Genomic DNA, 14,499 nt, shown 5'->3' with positions numbered 1-14,499 from the left:
GCCTATCACTCACTAATGGAGGAGAACTCATGGAAGCATTTATGGGGATGATCATGCCGGTCGGTTTCAACTACGCGCCGCGCGGCTGGGCGTTCTGCAACGGACAGACGGTTCCTATTCAGCAAAACTCAGCCATGTTCGCCTTGCTGGGAACCACGTACGGGGGGGATGGCGTGAACACCTTCGGCCTGCCGGATTTGCGGGGCAGGGTCCCCGTCGGATCACAAGCCCCTGGACCAGGATTGACCCCCATCGCACAAGGCGAGAAGGCGGGTACCAACAACAACACTGTGATTGGCACGGGCTCGGTGACGGTGACACTCAATGCCTCGAATCTGCCACCGCACACGCACCCGGCCACCTTCGACCCCGCAGGGCTCACGGGCACAACGCATTTGCAGGCGTCCACGGGCACCACGGGCACCAGCACGACTCCCGCCAATGGCTCTTTCCTCAGCGCATCGCCGAGTGGCCCGAGCAGCGCATCCATCTACTCACCGACCGCAACGGGTCCTGTCAACCTGGGCGGCGTCAGCACCGCCATTGGTGGCACAGGTGCGGTGACGGTGGGCGCCAATACCGGCGGCCAGCCGTTGGCCGCCCCCGTGACGACCACAGCCATGGTGTCCAACATGCAGCCGTATCTGGGCCTCAACTACATCATTTGCATGGAAGGCATCTTCCCATCGCGCAACTGAGATCGTTGGACGGTCTCGCGCAAGCAGCGCTGCGGTCGCTGCGTGCGGCGTGGGCAGCTATGCGGCTGTCGCATAGCTGCGGTGGGGCATCTGGTCTGGGGCATGGATTGTCTGCAGCCAGGTGGCCAGCAAGCGCCGCAGCTTGTTCTGCGGCCCCCGGCACCGTGATCTACTTGCAGTGTGTCCCCGTTGTCGATGCAGGAACCGCCCCACGGATGGCGTTGCCTGCAAGCGCTACGCGGTCAGGCACACTTCATTTCCCCCGTCGAAGATGGCTTCAACAACGGGGCGATTGCGCTGGCAGGTCTCACTGCGAAGTGCTTCTCCAGATCATCTGTACGAACAGATCGTCTTCGGTCACGGAAGTGAATCCGCATTTTTGATACAGACACTGCGCTGGACCGTTGTATCGCCCTACCGCCAGACACAGTGGCAGGCCCTGCGCTGCTGCATGGCGCTGCAGCGCAGCCAACGCAGCCATTGCAGCGCCGCTGCGGCGAGCTGGCGGCGCAATGGCGATATCCACCAGACGCAATTGTTCGGGTGAGGCGTCTACCACCATGCGCCCTATTGGCTGGCCGGAACGCAGCAGTACCAACTGGCGGGCCAAGGGGAACTGGTGGCGGTAGCCGGTCTCCTGTGCATTGAACTGCATGGCTATCAACTGCTGGAGCATCGCGAGGTCGGGGATGGCCTGCTGGAGGTCATCGCGGGTAGATAGATAGAGTTCCAGCAGAAAAGGCTGATCGTCGTCGGCCCTCTCACGCAGGGCGAATGGTTCAGATAGCAAATACACAGTGGATTCTCGGCTGTAGGATGTTGAGCGGGTCGTGGATACCAGCCCATTCTGGCAACTCAATGGCCTGTATCCAACCCTTTTGTGATCCCTCAACACACGCCATCGATGAGCACCACTTTTGAATCCGTCAACACCCTGGTGGGCAGTCCCTTCGTCGCACTGACAGAGCATGGCCCTGTGGAGCTGGTTTTGGTAGAAGCTACCGAACGGGCGCGCGGCCATTTGCCAGAGCAATTTCGGACACCGTTCACACTGCTATTTCATGGACCAGATGTTCCAAGGCTTTCTCAGGCAACGTACACCCTGAGCCACCCGCAATTGGGAAGTGTGCAGTGGATGCTGGTGCCCAGCATGCCGGATACGCGCTCGCCGAACATCGCCCGCTATGAGGCGCTGTTTGGCTAACAGCTTGCCCCCATGGGAAGCACCGCTAACGATAGCGCCCGCTTCGATCTGTCGCCCGCTGGAGCTGGAAACGAACTGGAAACCGTCGATGACAGAAGGACCGCTGCAGTCCATTTCTGCGGTCTTTTTTCCGTATCTCGGCCATGGACTGCGCCGACCGCAAAACAGCCCTGGCTGGGAACGATTGTGGTGAAGCCCACAGCTTCGCAGCTCGAAGCGGAGGTCCAGACCACTTCGGCAGCGGTTGCGTAAAGGTTGCACCTCGCGCTGGAGCGATCCGCCGCATTCCAACCCAGACGGCAAAGCTGAATTTCCCATGTAAGCAGATTCGCTTACTAGGGTTTTTACCGAACGCGGCCTACAATCGCCCACCCTTACGAAAGCTGACAACCTGCGCCGGACCTGCTTGAACCGGCGTGGCATTGACACCCCAAGCTGGAGACAATTGAATGCCCGAAAACACCACGGCCCAGAACAACAACGATTCCGACAAGCGCGCCCAGTTGCGCCGTGCCGCTCTCGAGTACCACGAGTTTCCCAAGCCCGGCAAGATCGCCATTGCCGCCACCAAGCAGATGGTCAACCAGCATGACCTGGCGCTGGCCTACTCGCCCGGTGTGGCTGCACCTTGCGAAGAAATCGTCAAGGACCCGGCCAATGCCTTCCGCTACACCTCGCGCGGCAACCTCGTGGCCGTCATCACCAACGGCACTGCCGTGCTGGGCCTGGGCGACATCGGCGCGCTGGCCTCCAAGCCTGTGATGGAAGGCAAGGGCGTTCTGTTCAAGAAATTCGCCGGCGTGGATGTGTTCGACATCGAGATCGACGAAAAAGACCCCCAGAAGCTGGTGGAAGTGATCGCCGCGCTGGAGCCGACCTTCGGCGCCATCAACCTCGAAGACATCAAGGCCCCCGATTGCTTCTACGTGGAGCGCGAGCTGCGCAAGCGCATGAAGATTCCGGTCTTCCACGACGACCAGCACGGCACGGCCATCACGGTGGCGGCGGCCATCGTGAATGCGCTGAAGGTGGCGGGCAAGAAGATCGAGGAGGTGAAGCTGGTCACCAGCGGCGCGGGCGCGGCGGCCCTGGCCTGCCTGAACCTGCTGCTCAAGGTGGGCGTGCAGCGCAAGAACGTGTTCGTCACCGACCTGGCCGGCGTGGTCTATGAAGGCCGTGAAGAGCTGATGGACGACGACAAGCGCCAGTTCATGCAGAAGACGGATGCACGCAAGCTGGCCGAGGTAATGGTCGGCGCGGACGTGTTCCTGGGCCTGTCGGCCGGCAATGTACTCAAGCCCGAAATGGTCGCTACGATGGCCGAGCGCCCGGTGATCTTCGCGCTGGCCAACCCCAACCCCGAGATCCTGCCTGAGCTGGCCCACAGCGTGCGCAGCGACATCATCATGGCCACGGGGCGCTCGGACTACCCGAACCAGGTCAACAACGTCCTGTGCTTCCCGTACATCTTCCGTGGCGCGCTGGACTGCGGCGCCACAACCATCACCGATGAGATGGAGATTGCCGCCGTCCACGCGATTGCCGAGCTGGCCCAGGCCGAGCAGAGCGAAGTGGTGGCCGCAGCCTACGTGGGCGAGAAGCTGTCGTTCGGCCCCGAATACCTGATTCCCAAGCCTTTCGACCCGCGCCTGATGATGAAAATTGCGCCGGCCGTGGCCCAGGCCGCCATGGACAGCGGCGTAGCCCAGCGCCCCATCGCCGACATGGACGCGTACCGCGACCGGCTGCAGACCTTTGTCTACGCCTCCGGCACGACGATGAAACCCATCTTCGACGCAGCACGCACCGCCGCCAAAAAGCGCGTGGCCTACGCCGAGGGTGAGGAAGAACGCGTGTTGCGCGCCGCGCAGATCGTGGTGGACGAAAAGGTGGCCCGCCCCACGCTGATCGGCCGCCCCGCCATCATTGCCCAGCGCATCGAAAAATTTGGCCTGCGCCTGAAGGAAGGCGTGGACTACGACGTGGTCAACACCGACTTCGACCACCGCTACCGCGACTTCTGGCAGACCTACCACCGCATGACCGAGCGCAAGGGCATCACCCAGCAGGTCGCCAAGATCGAAATGCGCCGGCGCCTCACGCTCATCGGCGCCATGATGCTGCACAAGGGCGAGGTGGACGGTCTGATCTGCGGCACCTGGGGCACCACGGCCAACCACCTGCTCTACATCGACCAGGTGATCGGCAAACACGCGGGCGGCGCCGACAGCACTGCGCAGGATGTGCCGGTATACGCCTGCATGAATGGCCTCATGCTGCCCGGCCGCCAGGTGTTCCTGGTGGACACCCACGTCAACTACGACCCGACCCCCCAGGAGCTGGCCGAGATCACCGCCCTGGCTGCCGAGGAAATGATGCGCTTTGGCGTCAAGCCCAAGGCCGCGCTGCTGTCGCACTCCAACTTCGGCACCAGCAACCACCCCAGCGCCGTCAAGATGCGCCAGACGCTCGAACTGCTGCGCCAGCAAGCCCCCTGGCTGGAAGTGGACGGTGAAATGCATGGCGACGTGGCGCTGGACGGCAAGGCCCGTGCGGCCCTCATGCCCAGCAGCGAACTGACGGGTGACGCCAACCTGCTGGTGTTCCCCAACATCGACGCAGCCAACATCGCCTACAACCTGCTCAAGACCGCCGCAGGCGGCGGCATCGCCATCGGCCCCGTGCTGCTGGGCGCGGCCAAGCCGGTCCACATCCTGACGCCCAGCGCCACCGTGCGCCGCATTGTGAACATGACAGCACTTACCGTGGCCGATGCCAACGTGTCAAGATAAGCCAAAAATTGATAGCAAGCGCTAACTTAAAGAGCTTGCTTTTCCCTTCAGCGTCTGCCCAATCTTTGTGCAGACGCTTGCTTTTTGGGGGCCGTTGAGCGACACTAGCGGCTCGAAATTTCGGGTTAACCCGTAGTTTCTGAAAGGTTCGTTGATGCTGAAGGCTGTAGCCACCCGGGCGCGCAAAGCAGGGTTTTTGTGTGTTTTGGGTGTTGCGTTCGTGTTGTCCCCGGTAGCGGGGCATGCCCGGAACTCCCCGTCCACCGACGGCTCCATCCCCCCTATCGCATTGGCCGAGTTGCCGCCCCAAGGGCGGGCGACGTATGCGCTGATCCGTGAAGGAGGGCCCTTTCCGTATGACAAGGACGGAACAGTTTTTGGCAATCGCGAGCGGCTGTTGCCCGCCCACAAGCGGGGCTACTACCGTGAGTACACCGTCAGAACACCAGGATCGCGCAACCGGGGAGCCCGGCGCATTGTGTGTGGCGGCAAGCCCCGGGTTCCGGACGCCTGCTACTACACCAGCGATCACTACGCCAGTTTTCGCGAGATCGTCGAGTGACCCCCGTTGCGCTGCACGCAGGCCAGAGAGACGCTGGCAGCGGTAAGCGCGCCCCCTTGAATCCCCACCCGCAGGCTGCATCCCGCAGCCCTGCGAAATGCCAGAAGTTTGTGGACTTTAAAAAGAAAGAGTAGCGGAGATGCAGACGCCACTTCGTAAAGACCTGGAAACGCCACTGCGTGGCGTGCGCACCAACATCGTGCAGTCCATTCGCGCTTTCCGCGTGCAGGACCTGCAGGATGCGGCCACCTCCATGGGTCACCATTTCTTGTACGCCAACCTGGCCCATGCGCAGTCCAAGCAGGATGTGCTGGACCTGATTGCCGGGCAATTCACCTTCCCGTCGCACTTCGGCAAGAACTTTGATGCGTTGTACGACTGCATGACGGATCCCTTGCATAAATCGGGCCCGCAGCCTGGTTTCATCGTGGTGCTGGAGCAGATCCCCGCCACGGGCAAGTTCGACAAGGAAGCGCGTGAACAACTGCTCGATATCTTCCGCGACGCCGCCGACTACTGGGGCGACCGCAAGATACCGTTCCGGTGTTTCTATTCTTTTCTGTAGCCCGTTCTGCATCAACCAGCCAAGCAGAACGGGCGAACGAGGCTACCGGCACCCAACAAGGTGTCGAGGGCATTGAAATCGGCACGGATTCCGCCGAAAAAATGCCGACCGACAAGCTTGTCGATGTCTCCCCGATGGCGCTGCGCATGAGCAGCCCTTTCAACGCGGGTTACTGGCTGAGCGCGGCGTAACTCGGTATATCCCCCTGAGCGGCTACGCCGCTTCCCCCTTCTCTCGGCTTCGCCGGGAAGGGGGACGACACCAGCGCGGCGGGGCGGCCCTTGCGCGGTGTCACTGGCCTGGGCCGTGACAGTTGCCAGGGTCGTGGCGAAATGAGGGGCCGAAGCTGTAGGCGCGACGCCATCGCATCTACGGCAAAAATGGCGCCTTGCGCGCGCCCATCAAGCGCCAACAGCTATCAATTCAAGAGCAAATCTGCGCCAGCGCCACGTATTCGGCCACGGGCACTTCCTCGGCGCGGCGCTGGGTGTCGAAGGTGCCGGCGAACTGGCGCGCTTCGAGCCAGCGGCCCAGGGTGTGGCGCAGCAGCTTGCGGCGCTGGCTGAAGGCGACCTGCACCAGTTCTTCCAGCAGGGGCACCGACAACGGCGCAGGCTCTGCGTGCGGCACCATGCGGACCACGGCGCTGTCCACGCGTGGGGGTGGGTCAAAGCTCTCAGGCGGCACGAACAGCACGTTTTCCATGGCGTAGCGCCACTGCAGCATGACTGACAGGCGCCCATAGTCGCTGGTGGCGGGCTTGGCCACCATGCGGTCGATCACTTCCTTTTGCAGCATGAAGTGCTGGTCTTCGATGACCTGCACATGGTCCAGCAAGTGGAACAGGATGGGCGTGGAGATGTTGTAGGGCAGGTTGCCCACCACGCGCAGCTTGAGGTCGGGCAACGCGGCTTTCTCGCGCATCGCCAGTGCCAGCGCGGTGAAGTCCACCTTGAGCACGTCGGACTCGATCACTTCCAGCTGGCCGTGCAGACGCAGGCGCAAGGCCAGATCGCGGTCCAGCTCGATGACCGTGAGGCGCCCCAGGCGCTCGACCAGGGGCTGGGTCAGCGCCGCGAGGCCCGGCCCGATCTCAACCATGGGCTGGCCCGGATGGGGTGCAATGGCCTGCACGATATCTTCGATGATGCCCTTGTCGGACAGAAAATGCTGTCCGAAGCGCTTGCGGGGGATGTGTTTCAACGCGTGCTTACCTGTCTGATCATCGGTCGGTCACTGCGGTGGGTCGCGGTATTCGACATACGCGCGTCCGCGCAGCTCCTGCGCCCAGGTGGCGTAGGCCTCGTCCAGTTTCTTCTCGCGCACGGTGTCGCGCGCCATGTCGCGCTGCTCGCGCTGGGTGAGTTTGGCCTCGCGGCGCTCCAGCAGCTGGATCAGGTGCACGCCGAAACGCGAAACCACGGGTTCGCTGATGTCGCCGGGCTTGAGAGCGTTCAGGGCCTGCTCGAACTCAGGCACATAGCGGCCGGGGGTGGCCCAGCCCAAGTCGCCACCTTCCTTGGAGCTACCGTCCTGCGAGTGCTCACGGGCCAGCGCCGCAAAATCGGCCTGCCCCATCTGCACACGGCGGCGGTAGTCGGCCAGGCGAGCGGCGGCGGCGCTTTCGGAAAGTTGCGGCCCCGTGCGCAGCAGGATGTGGCGGGCATGGTTTTGCACCACCGTGGTGGGCACGCCAGCCGTGACTCGCTCGATCACCTTGAGCACGTGGAAGCCCGCTGGCGAGCGCACGGGCCCGACGATGCTGCCCACAGGCAGGCCCAGCGTGGAGTTCACAAACAGCTCGGGATACCGGTCGGCCGGGCGCATGCCCAGCTGGCCGCCCGCGCGCTGTCCCTCGGGCGCATCCGAAAACTCGCGGGCCACGGCCGCAAAGTCTTCCCCCGCGCGCACCTTGTCGGCCGCGCGCTGGGCGCGTGCCTGGCGCTCGGCCACCTGCACGGGGCTCGCGTTCTCGGGCACCAGCACCAGCACATGGCCCAGGTTGATCTCCATCGAAGCGACGTCGTTGCCCTTTTGCTGCTCGCGCAGGTACTGGTCGATGTCCAGGTCGGTGACTTTCACGCGCGCCTCCACCTCGCGCTCGCGCAGGCGCTGCAGCAGCAACTGGTTGCGCAATTCCTCGCGGAAGCGCTCCTTGCCCATGCCGTCCCGCGCCAGGCGGCGGTAGAGGTCATCGACCGACATGTTGTTCTGGCGGGCCACGCCCTGTTCGGCCTGCGACACGGCGTAGTCATCCACCTTGAGGCCCGACTCCTTGGCTTGCTGCAGCTGTGCGCGCTCCAGGATGATGCGCTCCAGCACCTCGCGCGCCAGCAGCTCCCGGGGCGGCATGGCGCCCCCTTGCTGGGCCAGCTGGGCTTCGGCGCGGGCCAGGCGCGCGCGGACCTCGTTGTTGGTCACGGGCTCGGAATTGACCACGGCGACAATGAAATCCGCCTGCCGGGGTGCCGAGCTGCTGCTACCACTTGCCGTTTCTGCAGGCAGCGTGATCGATGGTGCGGCCGCCGGGCGCGCCGTCAGCCCTTTGCCCGACGGTGCGCCGGAAGGGCGCAGCCCTTGGGCCAGGGCGCCCTGGGAGAGCAGGGAAGCCAGGGTGGCAATGGCCAGTGCAATGACTCGGTGATTCATGGCGTTAAGCGTAGGAGCGTTGGGCGTTAGTCGTAGTTGCTGAAACGGCTGGGCGTTGTGACCTGCTCGCGCAGGTTCTGGTAACGCGGCACATTCTGCTTGAAGGTGTCCAGGGGGCTGGAGCCCAGGCTCAGGCGCGAGAAGCCGACGAACTCGATCTGGAACAGCAGGCGGGTGTTGGAGGTGGTCACGCTGCTTTGCAGGCGCTCCAGCACCACACGGCCAATCCAGCAGCAGCTGTCGTACTCCAGGCCGACCACAGTGTCCACCAGCTTGCGGTCCTGCAGGCTGTAGTTCAGGCGGCCTACGCTGTACCAGCGCCCGCCGCCCTGGCCACGGCCTGCGCCCAGGTCTTTGCCCTTGTTGCCCCACAGGTCGTTCAGCGGCCACTGCCAGCCGATGTCGATCTGCTCGCTGGTGCCACGCTGCAGGCGGTAGGCCGCGCTCACGGTGCGGTAATTGCCGGGGCTATAGCGCGCGCCGATGGTCGAGCGGATAGAGCGGCCCGTCTTGGGGTTGTACTGCACGGTGGAGTCAAAGCCCCACTGGGGCGTCCAGCTGATACCCGCGCCCAACAACAGGTCCGACAGGCGCTCGCTCACGGGGGTACCGCCGGGCAAGGTGACCTTCTGGTCCGAGAACCGCAGCCGCTGGGCAATGCCAAAGCGTGCGGCCTCGGCGCCCGTGTTCGGGTCCAGTAGCCGGGTGGTCACGCCCAAGGTGAGCAGGTTGTTGTCTGCCAGCCGGTCGTTACCCCCGAAAGCGTTCTCGGTGTAGATGGTGGCGAAGTTGAAATCATTGGCCGCCGTGTCGTACACGGGCAGCATGCTCTGGTCACGGTAAGGCGTGTAGGTGTAGAACGCGCGCGGCTCCAGCGTCTGCAAAAAGGCGCGGCCAAAGTAAGCGGCATCGCGTTCGAACACCAGCCCGCTGTCCAGGCTGAAGGTGGGCAGGGTGCGGTTGGCTGAACGCTGCCCGTTGGACAGCGCCGAGTCAAACTGGTACTGCGTGGCGTGCAATTGCAGGCGCGGGGTCACGAAGCCACCGGGCGCCAGAAACGGCCGGCTGATCTGCGCCATCGCATAGCTGCGGTTGGCATTGGGCTGGCCTGTCAGCTCGCGGGCGGCCTGGAAGCGGGTGGTGTCCAGCTCCACGCTGGCATCGAGCCCGCCACCCAGCTGCGACGGTGCATAGCGCCACTGCAACTGGGGCAGCCGGTCATACGGCGGCACGATGGGGGAGGTCACGTCCTGCAAGGTCTGCCACTTGAGGGTGCGCACGCTGGCGGACATGTCATTGCGCGCCCACGACAGCGTGGCGTCGCCCGGCAGCAGGCGCTGGCGCAGCAGGTCGGACGCCCGGCCAAAGTCGCGCCAGTAGTTGTCGTCGCTCACGCGGTTGACGTTCAGATTGAGCCCCAGCCCGCCCATCGGCGTGTCAAAGGCGCCTTGGTGCTGGCCCGAAAAGCTCCAGCGCATGCGGTCGCGCAGGCGGTCGGTGGGCATCACATCGGCACTGATCTGGCCGGTGTAAGTGGGCTCCAGGTAGCGGAACTCGCCCCCCAAGTTGGCGCCGCGCTTGGTCATGAGTGCCGCGCGCAGCGTGGCGTCGCGGTTGGGTGCGATGTTCCAGTAGTAGGGCTGGATGTACGCCACCCCGTCGCGGCTGTCCAGCCCGATGGTGGGCGGCAGCAGGCCGGACTTGCGCTTGTCCGACAGCGGGAAGGTGATGTACGGAATGGGCAGCACAGAGACGCCCTTGAACTCCAGCACCGCGTCTTCGGCGGTGCCGACCTCTTCCTCGTTGTCGATGCGAATGGTGGCGGCGCGCAGCACCCAGTCGGGCTGCCAGCTTTCTTCATTGCCGCGCTCGCAGGTGGTGTAGGTGGCGTTGTGCACCACGGCACGGTCGCGGTCGATGAAATCCACGCGCGTGGCGTCGCCGTGCGCCTGGGTGGCCAAAAATTGGTAGCGGGCGTCGCTGAAGAAACCCTCAAAGGCATCCACCCGCAGCTCCAGCGCCGTGCCTTCGTACACGTTGCCCGCGCGGTTGATGCGCACCTTGCCGTTGGCCTTGGCCAGGTCTTCGGGCACGTTGTAGTCCAGGCGGTCGGCACGGATCACAGTGTCGCCCCGGCGCAATTCGGCATTGCCTTCGATGACGGCGTTCAGGTCGGTCTGGCCGCTGATCCGGTCCCCCGTCACAAAAACGGGGAGCTGGGGCCGGACCGCCTCGGGAATCTTTTCCTGAAGCAGGGGCGAGGTGCGCAGCGCAGGGGGTGCATCCCAGGCGCTGGCAGGCGGGGCAGCGTCAGGCGCCTGCGCCAGCACGGAGAGCGGCAGACCGCACCAGGCCAGCGCCACGCCATAAGCCAGGGCCCGGGGTACGGGAGCGCGCAGCCGCTCGGGCTTCGCCTTGGCGGGCCGGGGCCGGAGGGAGGATGTCTGCACGGTGGGGGGCTTGCAGCGTGGCACGTGGGGCGGTGGGCAGGGGCGGATCAAAGAAGGAGGAACCCGCCCACCTCAGAGCCTGGGGGGAGCGGGTTTGTAAAATCGGATTATCCATGAGCCACCCATCTTCCCCTTCTCCCGCCTGCCCGCCCCCGGGCACGGCCGTGGCAACCCCCGCAACTTCCACCGTGGCCTGGCCCGATGCGGCCCGCCAGACAGCCTTCGAGGCCTGGCTGGCGCCCCTGGTGGGCCCGCACCAGCTACTGCCCGCCACGCTGCGCCCCGCCTCGGCGGACGCGAGCTTTCGGCGCTACCTGCGCATCGACAGCGCCATGGGCTGCAGCCGCATCGTGATGGATGCGCCGCCGGACAAGGAAAACTGCAAGCCCTTCGTGCAGGTGCAGGGCCTGATGGCCGCCGCCGGTTTGAACGTGCCCGATATCCTTGCGTACGATGAACCGACCGGCTTCATGCTGCTGTCCGACCTGGGCCACCAGTCGCTGATCGAGCTGCTGAACCCCGAAAAGCCCCAGGACGCCTACGCCTGGTACCAGCAGGCCACCGACGTGCTGCTGGACTGGCAAAAAGCCTCCCAGCCCGGCGTGCTGCCGGCCTATGACGAGGCGCTGCTGCGCCGCGAACTGGCGCTGTTCCCCGACTGGTACCTGGCCAGGCACCGCAGCGTCACGCTGGACGACAAGCAGCAGGCCATGCTGGCCAGCGCCTTTGATGCCATCGTGGCCCACAATCTGGCCGCTCCCCAGGTCTATGTGCACCGCGATTTCATGACCCGGAACCTGATGGCCCCCACCGAACAGGGCGCGCCCCTGGGGGTGCTGGACTTCCAGGACGCCGTCTACGGCCCCATCACCTACGACATCGCCAGCCTGCTGCGCGATGCGTTCATCAGCTGGGAAGAAGAATTCGTTATTGACATTACCGTGCGTTACTGGGAGAAGGCGCGCAAGGCCGGACTGCTGGGGGCCCGCAGCGCCAGCGGCTGGGGCGATGACTTCGGCGAGTTCTACCGTGCGGTGGAATGGATGGGCCTGCAGCGCCACCTCAAGGTCGCCGGAATCTTTGCGCGCCTGACCCTGCGCGACGGCAAGCCCAAGTACCTGGCCGATGCGCCGCGTTTCATGGCCTACATCCGCGCCACGGCCAACCGCTACCGGCAGCTGGGGCCGCTGCTCAAGATGCTCGACCAGATCGAAGGCACCGAGCCGGTGGTGGGCTTTGCCTACGGCCGGATGTAGCGGCGCGACTGGGCGCACGCAGTAAAACAGAATAAAATTAGGCTCTAGCGCTTATCAATCAAGCGCAAGTAGCTATAAATTAAGTAGCAAATGCCCCGTTTCCATTGCCCGGCCCTTCTGGCCACCGGCGCCGAGTTGGATTTGCCCCCCGGCGCTGCGCGCCATGTACAGGTGCTGCGCCTGCAACCGGGCGACACCATCACGCTGTTCCACGGCGGGCAAGCCGAGGGCGACCCGGGCGGCGAATTCGACGCCACGATACTGAAGATGGGCCGCAGCGATGTGCGCGTGGTGGTGGGCGCCCACCATGCCACCGAACGTGAAGCCCCGCGCGCCGTGCACCTGCTGGCCGGTATCACCGCCAACGAACGCATGGACTGGCTGGTGGAGAAAGCCACCGAGCTGGGCGTGGCGAGCATCACGCCCCTGGTGGCCGAGCGCAGCGTGCTCAAGCTCAAGGGCGAGCGGGCCGAGAAAAAAATCGCCCACTGGCAGGCCGTGGCCGTGGCCGCCTGCGAGCAGTGCGGCCGCAACCGCGTGCCCGTGGTGCACAACGCCGTGGACCTGGCCGGCTGGGTACGCGCCCAGGCCCAGGCCACCACAGTGCAGCGCCTGCTGCTGTCGCTGCGCGCGGGCACGGCGCCGCTGCACACGGCGGCGGGCCCGGCCGGGCCCGTGGTGTTTCTCTCCGGCCCCGAAGGCGGGCTCTCCAGCACCGAGGAAGACCTGGCACTGCAACACAGCTTTGCCCCGGTCACGCTGGGCCCCCGTGTGCTGCGCGCCGAGACCGCACCGCTGGCCGCCTTGGCGGCACTCACCCTTCTTTAAGGATGACCTGCATAACTCCCTACGATGGGTGATAGCGCGGTCTCGGGCGGTCCGCTGCGTTGCTTTTCTTGCCAATAGCTGGGCTATTGGCTGCCAAAAGACGCCTTGCGGCCCATCCCGATCCGCACTACCACCGACTCTCGAGGGTTATGCAGGACATCCTTAACGGGGTCAGGGTCCTTCGGCGAAACCCCAGGCCGCGCCTGGGCAGGGCTGTACGCCGGGCGATGACCCTCCTAGAATGAAAAGCGCACGGCCAGGCCCCGTTGCACGCCGCAGCGCAGCCCCACCCATCCACACGCCACCCGACCGCCCTGGCAGGAGCACCCACCTTGCGCACACCTTCCCGCTGGCACCGCATTCGGGACGTGGTTCTCTCCACCGACCGTCGGCGGCGCACGCTGGTGGCCATGGCGTTGCTCGCGCTGGTGCTCATGACCAGCAGTGCGGGCGTCATGCTGATGGTGGCAACGGCGAGCAGCGCAGTGAACGCCGTTGCCGTGCAATGGTGGGCCGCCATCTCGGTCGGCGGGATGGTGGTGATGACCGCGTTCATCCGTTCGGGCGAGACCGCGCGGCTCAGCGACCCCTCACTCACCGTGCCCCAGATGGTCTGGACCATCACCAGCGGCGCCGTGGCTTATGTGCTGGCGGGCGATGCGCGGGGCGTGGTGCCCGCCGTGCTGGCCATGATCCTGTTCTTTGGCACCTTTGGCCTGACCGTGGCAGAGGTGATCGGCATCGGCGTGTATGCACTGCTGGCCTTCGGCTGTGCGGTGGCGGCCACCACGCGTTTTAACGCGAGCCCGTTTGGCTACCTGGATACCGCCTATGCGCTCATGGTGCTGATCGTGCTGGGGGGCAGCATTGCGCTGAACCTGCGCATCCAGCGCATCCGCGCGCGGCTGCAGGAGCAGCGCGAGGCGCTGGCCCAGGCGCTCGCCGTCAACCGCGATCTGGCCACCCGCGACGAGCTGACCGCCCTGCCCAACCGCCGCGCCATGCAGGACCTGATGGAGCTGGAACGCCGCCGCAACCTGCGCAACGGCCGCCCCCTGCTGCTGGCCCAGCTGGACATTGACCACTTCAAGCGCGTCAACGACACCCATGGCCACGCCACGGGCGACCGGGCGCTGCAGGCCTTTGCGGGCATCGTGCGGGCCAGCGTGCGCGACACCGATGTGCTGGCCCGCTGGGGTGGCGAAGAGTTTGTGCTGCTGCTGTCCGACACCCAGATGGACGATGCCCGCGACCTGCTGGAGCGCGTGCGCCAGGCCGTGGCCGCGATGGAGATTCCGCACGCTGCCGGCGTGCTGCGCATGACGGTATCGGCTGGCCTGGCACTGCACCTGCCCGGCGACATGGTGGAGCAGACGCTGGAGCGCGCCGACCAGGCGCTGTACACCGCCAAGTCGCTGGGGCGCAACCGCGTTGTGGTGGCGCCCTCCGGCCCGCGCGCCGCGCGGGCCTCGGCCGCGTCCTCCTGACTCCCGCA

The 14,499-nt window shown here is 65.2% G+C and carries 13 protein-coding genes; 9 read left to right on the top strand and 4 right to left on the bottom strand.

Annotation, left to right across the window (positions count from 1 at the left end):
- Positions 1–29: 29 nt before the first annotated feature.
- Entirely contained in the window at positions 30–698 is a 669-nt protein-coding gene (locus C8C93_RS20530; RefSeq protein WP_121508118.1) for a phage tail protein, read from the top strand.
- A gap of 307 nt (positions 699–1,005) precedes the next feature.
- On the opposite strand, the gene C8C93_RS20525 is transcribed toward C8C93_RS20530, so the two are convergent.
- A complete protein-coding gene (locus C8C93_RS20525; protein WP_158603285.1) occupies positions 1,006–1,494 on the bottom strand; it encodes a GNAT family N-acetyltransferase in 489 nt (162 codons plus the stop codon).
- A 108-nt stretch (positions 1,495–1,602) separates the two neighbouring features.
- Here C8C93_RS20525 and C8C93_RS25165 point away from each other — a divergent pair, with 108 nt between their 5' ends.
- The 5 genes from C8C93_RS25165 (at position 1,603) to C8C93_RS25085 (ending at position 6,012) form a co-directional block, all read left to right on the top strand.
- Entirely contained in the window at positions 1,603–1,902 is a 300-nt protein-coding gene (locus C8C93_RS25165) for a hypothetical protein (RefSeq protein ID WP_158603284.1), read from the top strand.
- A 449-nt stretch (positions 1,903–2,351) separates the two neighbouring features.
- Positions 2,352–4,694, top strand: a complete 2,343-nt coding sequence (locus C8C93_RS20520; protein WP_121508116.1) for an NADP-dependent malic enzyme — start codon at positions 2,352–2,354, stop codon at positions 4,692–4,694.
- A 154-nt stretch (positions 4,695–4,848) separates the two neighbouring features.
- A complete protein-coding gene (locus tag C8C93_RS20515) occupies positions 4,849–5,256 on the top strand; it encodes a ribonuclease domain-containing protein (RefSeq protein WP_055398013.1) in 408 nt (135 codons plus the stop codon).
- A gap of 139 nt (positions 5,257–5,395) precedes the next feature.
- On the top strand, positions 5,396–5,821 hold the full coding sequence (locus tag C8C93_RS20510) for a barstar family protein (RefSeq protein ID WP_010464776.1): 426 nt from the start codon (positions 5,396–5,398) through the stop codon (positions 5,819–5,821).
- Complete coding sequence (locus C8C93_RS25085) at positions 5,800–6,012, top strand: hypothetical protein (RefSeq protein WP_147433275.1); 213 nt, start codon at positions 5,800–5,802, stop codon at positions 6,010–6,012. The genes C8C93_RS20510 and C8C93_RS25085 overlap by 22 nt, the downstream gene beginning before the upstream one ends.
- 232 nt (positions 6,013–6,244) lie before the next feature.
- On the opposite strand, the gene rsmA is transcribed toward C8C93_RS25085, so the two are convergent.
- Genes rsmA through C8C93_RS20495 form a run of 3 tightly spaced genes read right to left on the bottom strand, consistent with a single transcriptional unit; the run spans position 6,245 to position 10,869 of the window.
- Complete coding sequence (rsmA, locus tag C8C93_RS20505) at positions 6,245–7,024, bottom strand: 16S rRNA (adenine(1518)-N(6)/adenine(1519)-N(6))-dimethyltransferase RsmA (protein ID WP_121508115.1); 780 nt, start codon at positions 7,022–7,024, stop codon at positions 6,245–6,247.
- Between the two features lie 30 nt (positions 7,025–7,054).
- Positions 7,055–8,470, bottom strand: coding sequence for a peptidylprolyl isomerase (locus C8C93_RS20500; RefSeq protein ID WP_121508114.1), 1,416 nt, complete (start codon positions 8,468–8,470; stop codon positions 7,055–7,057).
- A 26-nt stretch (positions 8,471–8,496) separates the two neighbouring features.
- Positions 8,497–10,869: an LPS-assembly protein LptD gene (locus C8C93_RS20495; RefSeq protein WP_121508903.1), complete on the bottom strand. Its 2,373-nt coding sequence runs from the start codon at positions 10,867–10,869 to the stop codon at positions 8,497–8,499.
- A 164-nt stretch (positions 10,870–11,033) separates the two neighbouring features.
- Between C8C93_RS20495 and C8C93_RS20490 the strand changes: the two genes are divergently transcribed.
- The 3 genes from C8C93_RS20490 to C8C93_RS20480 all read left to right on the top strand — a co-directional run bounded on the left by C8C93_RS20490 (position 11,034) and on the right by C8C93_RS20480 (position 14,491).
- Positions 11,034–12,176 carry an aminoglycoside phosphotransferase family protein gene (locus C8C93_RS20490; RefSeq protein WP_121508113.1) on the top strand — a complete coding sequence of 381 codons (1,143 nt, stop codon included), beginning with the start codon at positions 11,034–11,036 and terminating at the stop codon, positions 12,174–12,176.
- Positions 12,177–12,266: 90 nt separating this feature from the next.
- On the top strand, positions 12,267–13,004 hold the full coding sequence (locus C8C93_RS20485) for a 16S rRNA (uracil(1498)-N(3))-methyltransferase (protein WP_121508112.1): 738 nt from the start codon (positions 12,267–12,269) through the stop codon (positions 13,002–13,004).
- A 332-nt stretch (positions 13,005–13,336) separates the two neighbouring features.
- The gene (locus C8C93_RS20480; RefSeq protein ID WP_228897118.1) at positions 13,337–14,491 is read left to right on the top strand and encodes a diguanylate cyclase; all 1,155 of its coding nucleotides are present in this window, start codon (positions 13,337–13,339) and stop codon (positions 14,489–14,491) included.
- Positions 14,492–14,499: the final 8 nt, after the last annotated feature.

Source organism: Acidovorax sp. 93 (assembly GCF_003633835.1).
Taxonomy (GTDB): domain Bacteria; phylum Pseudomonadota; class Gammaproteobacteria; order Burkholderiales; family Burkholderiaceae_C; genus Acidovorax; species Acidovorax facilis.
The sequence above is the reverse complement of the archived record's forward strand: the minus strand, read 5'-3'. Positions and strand labels throughout refer to the sequence as shown.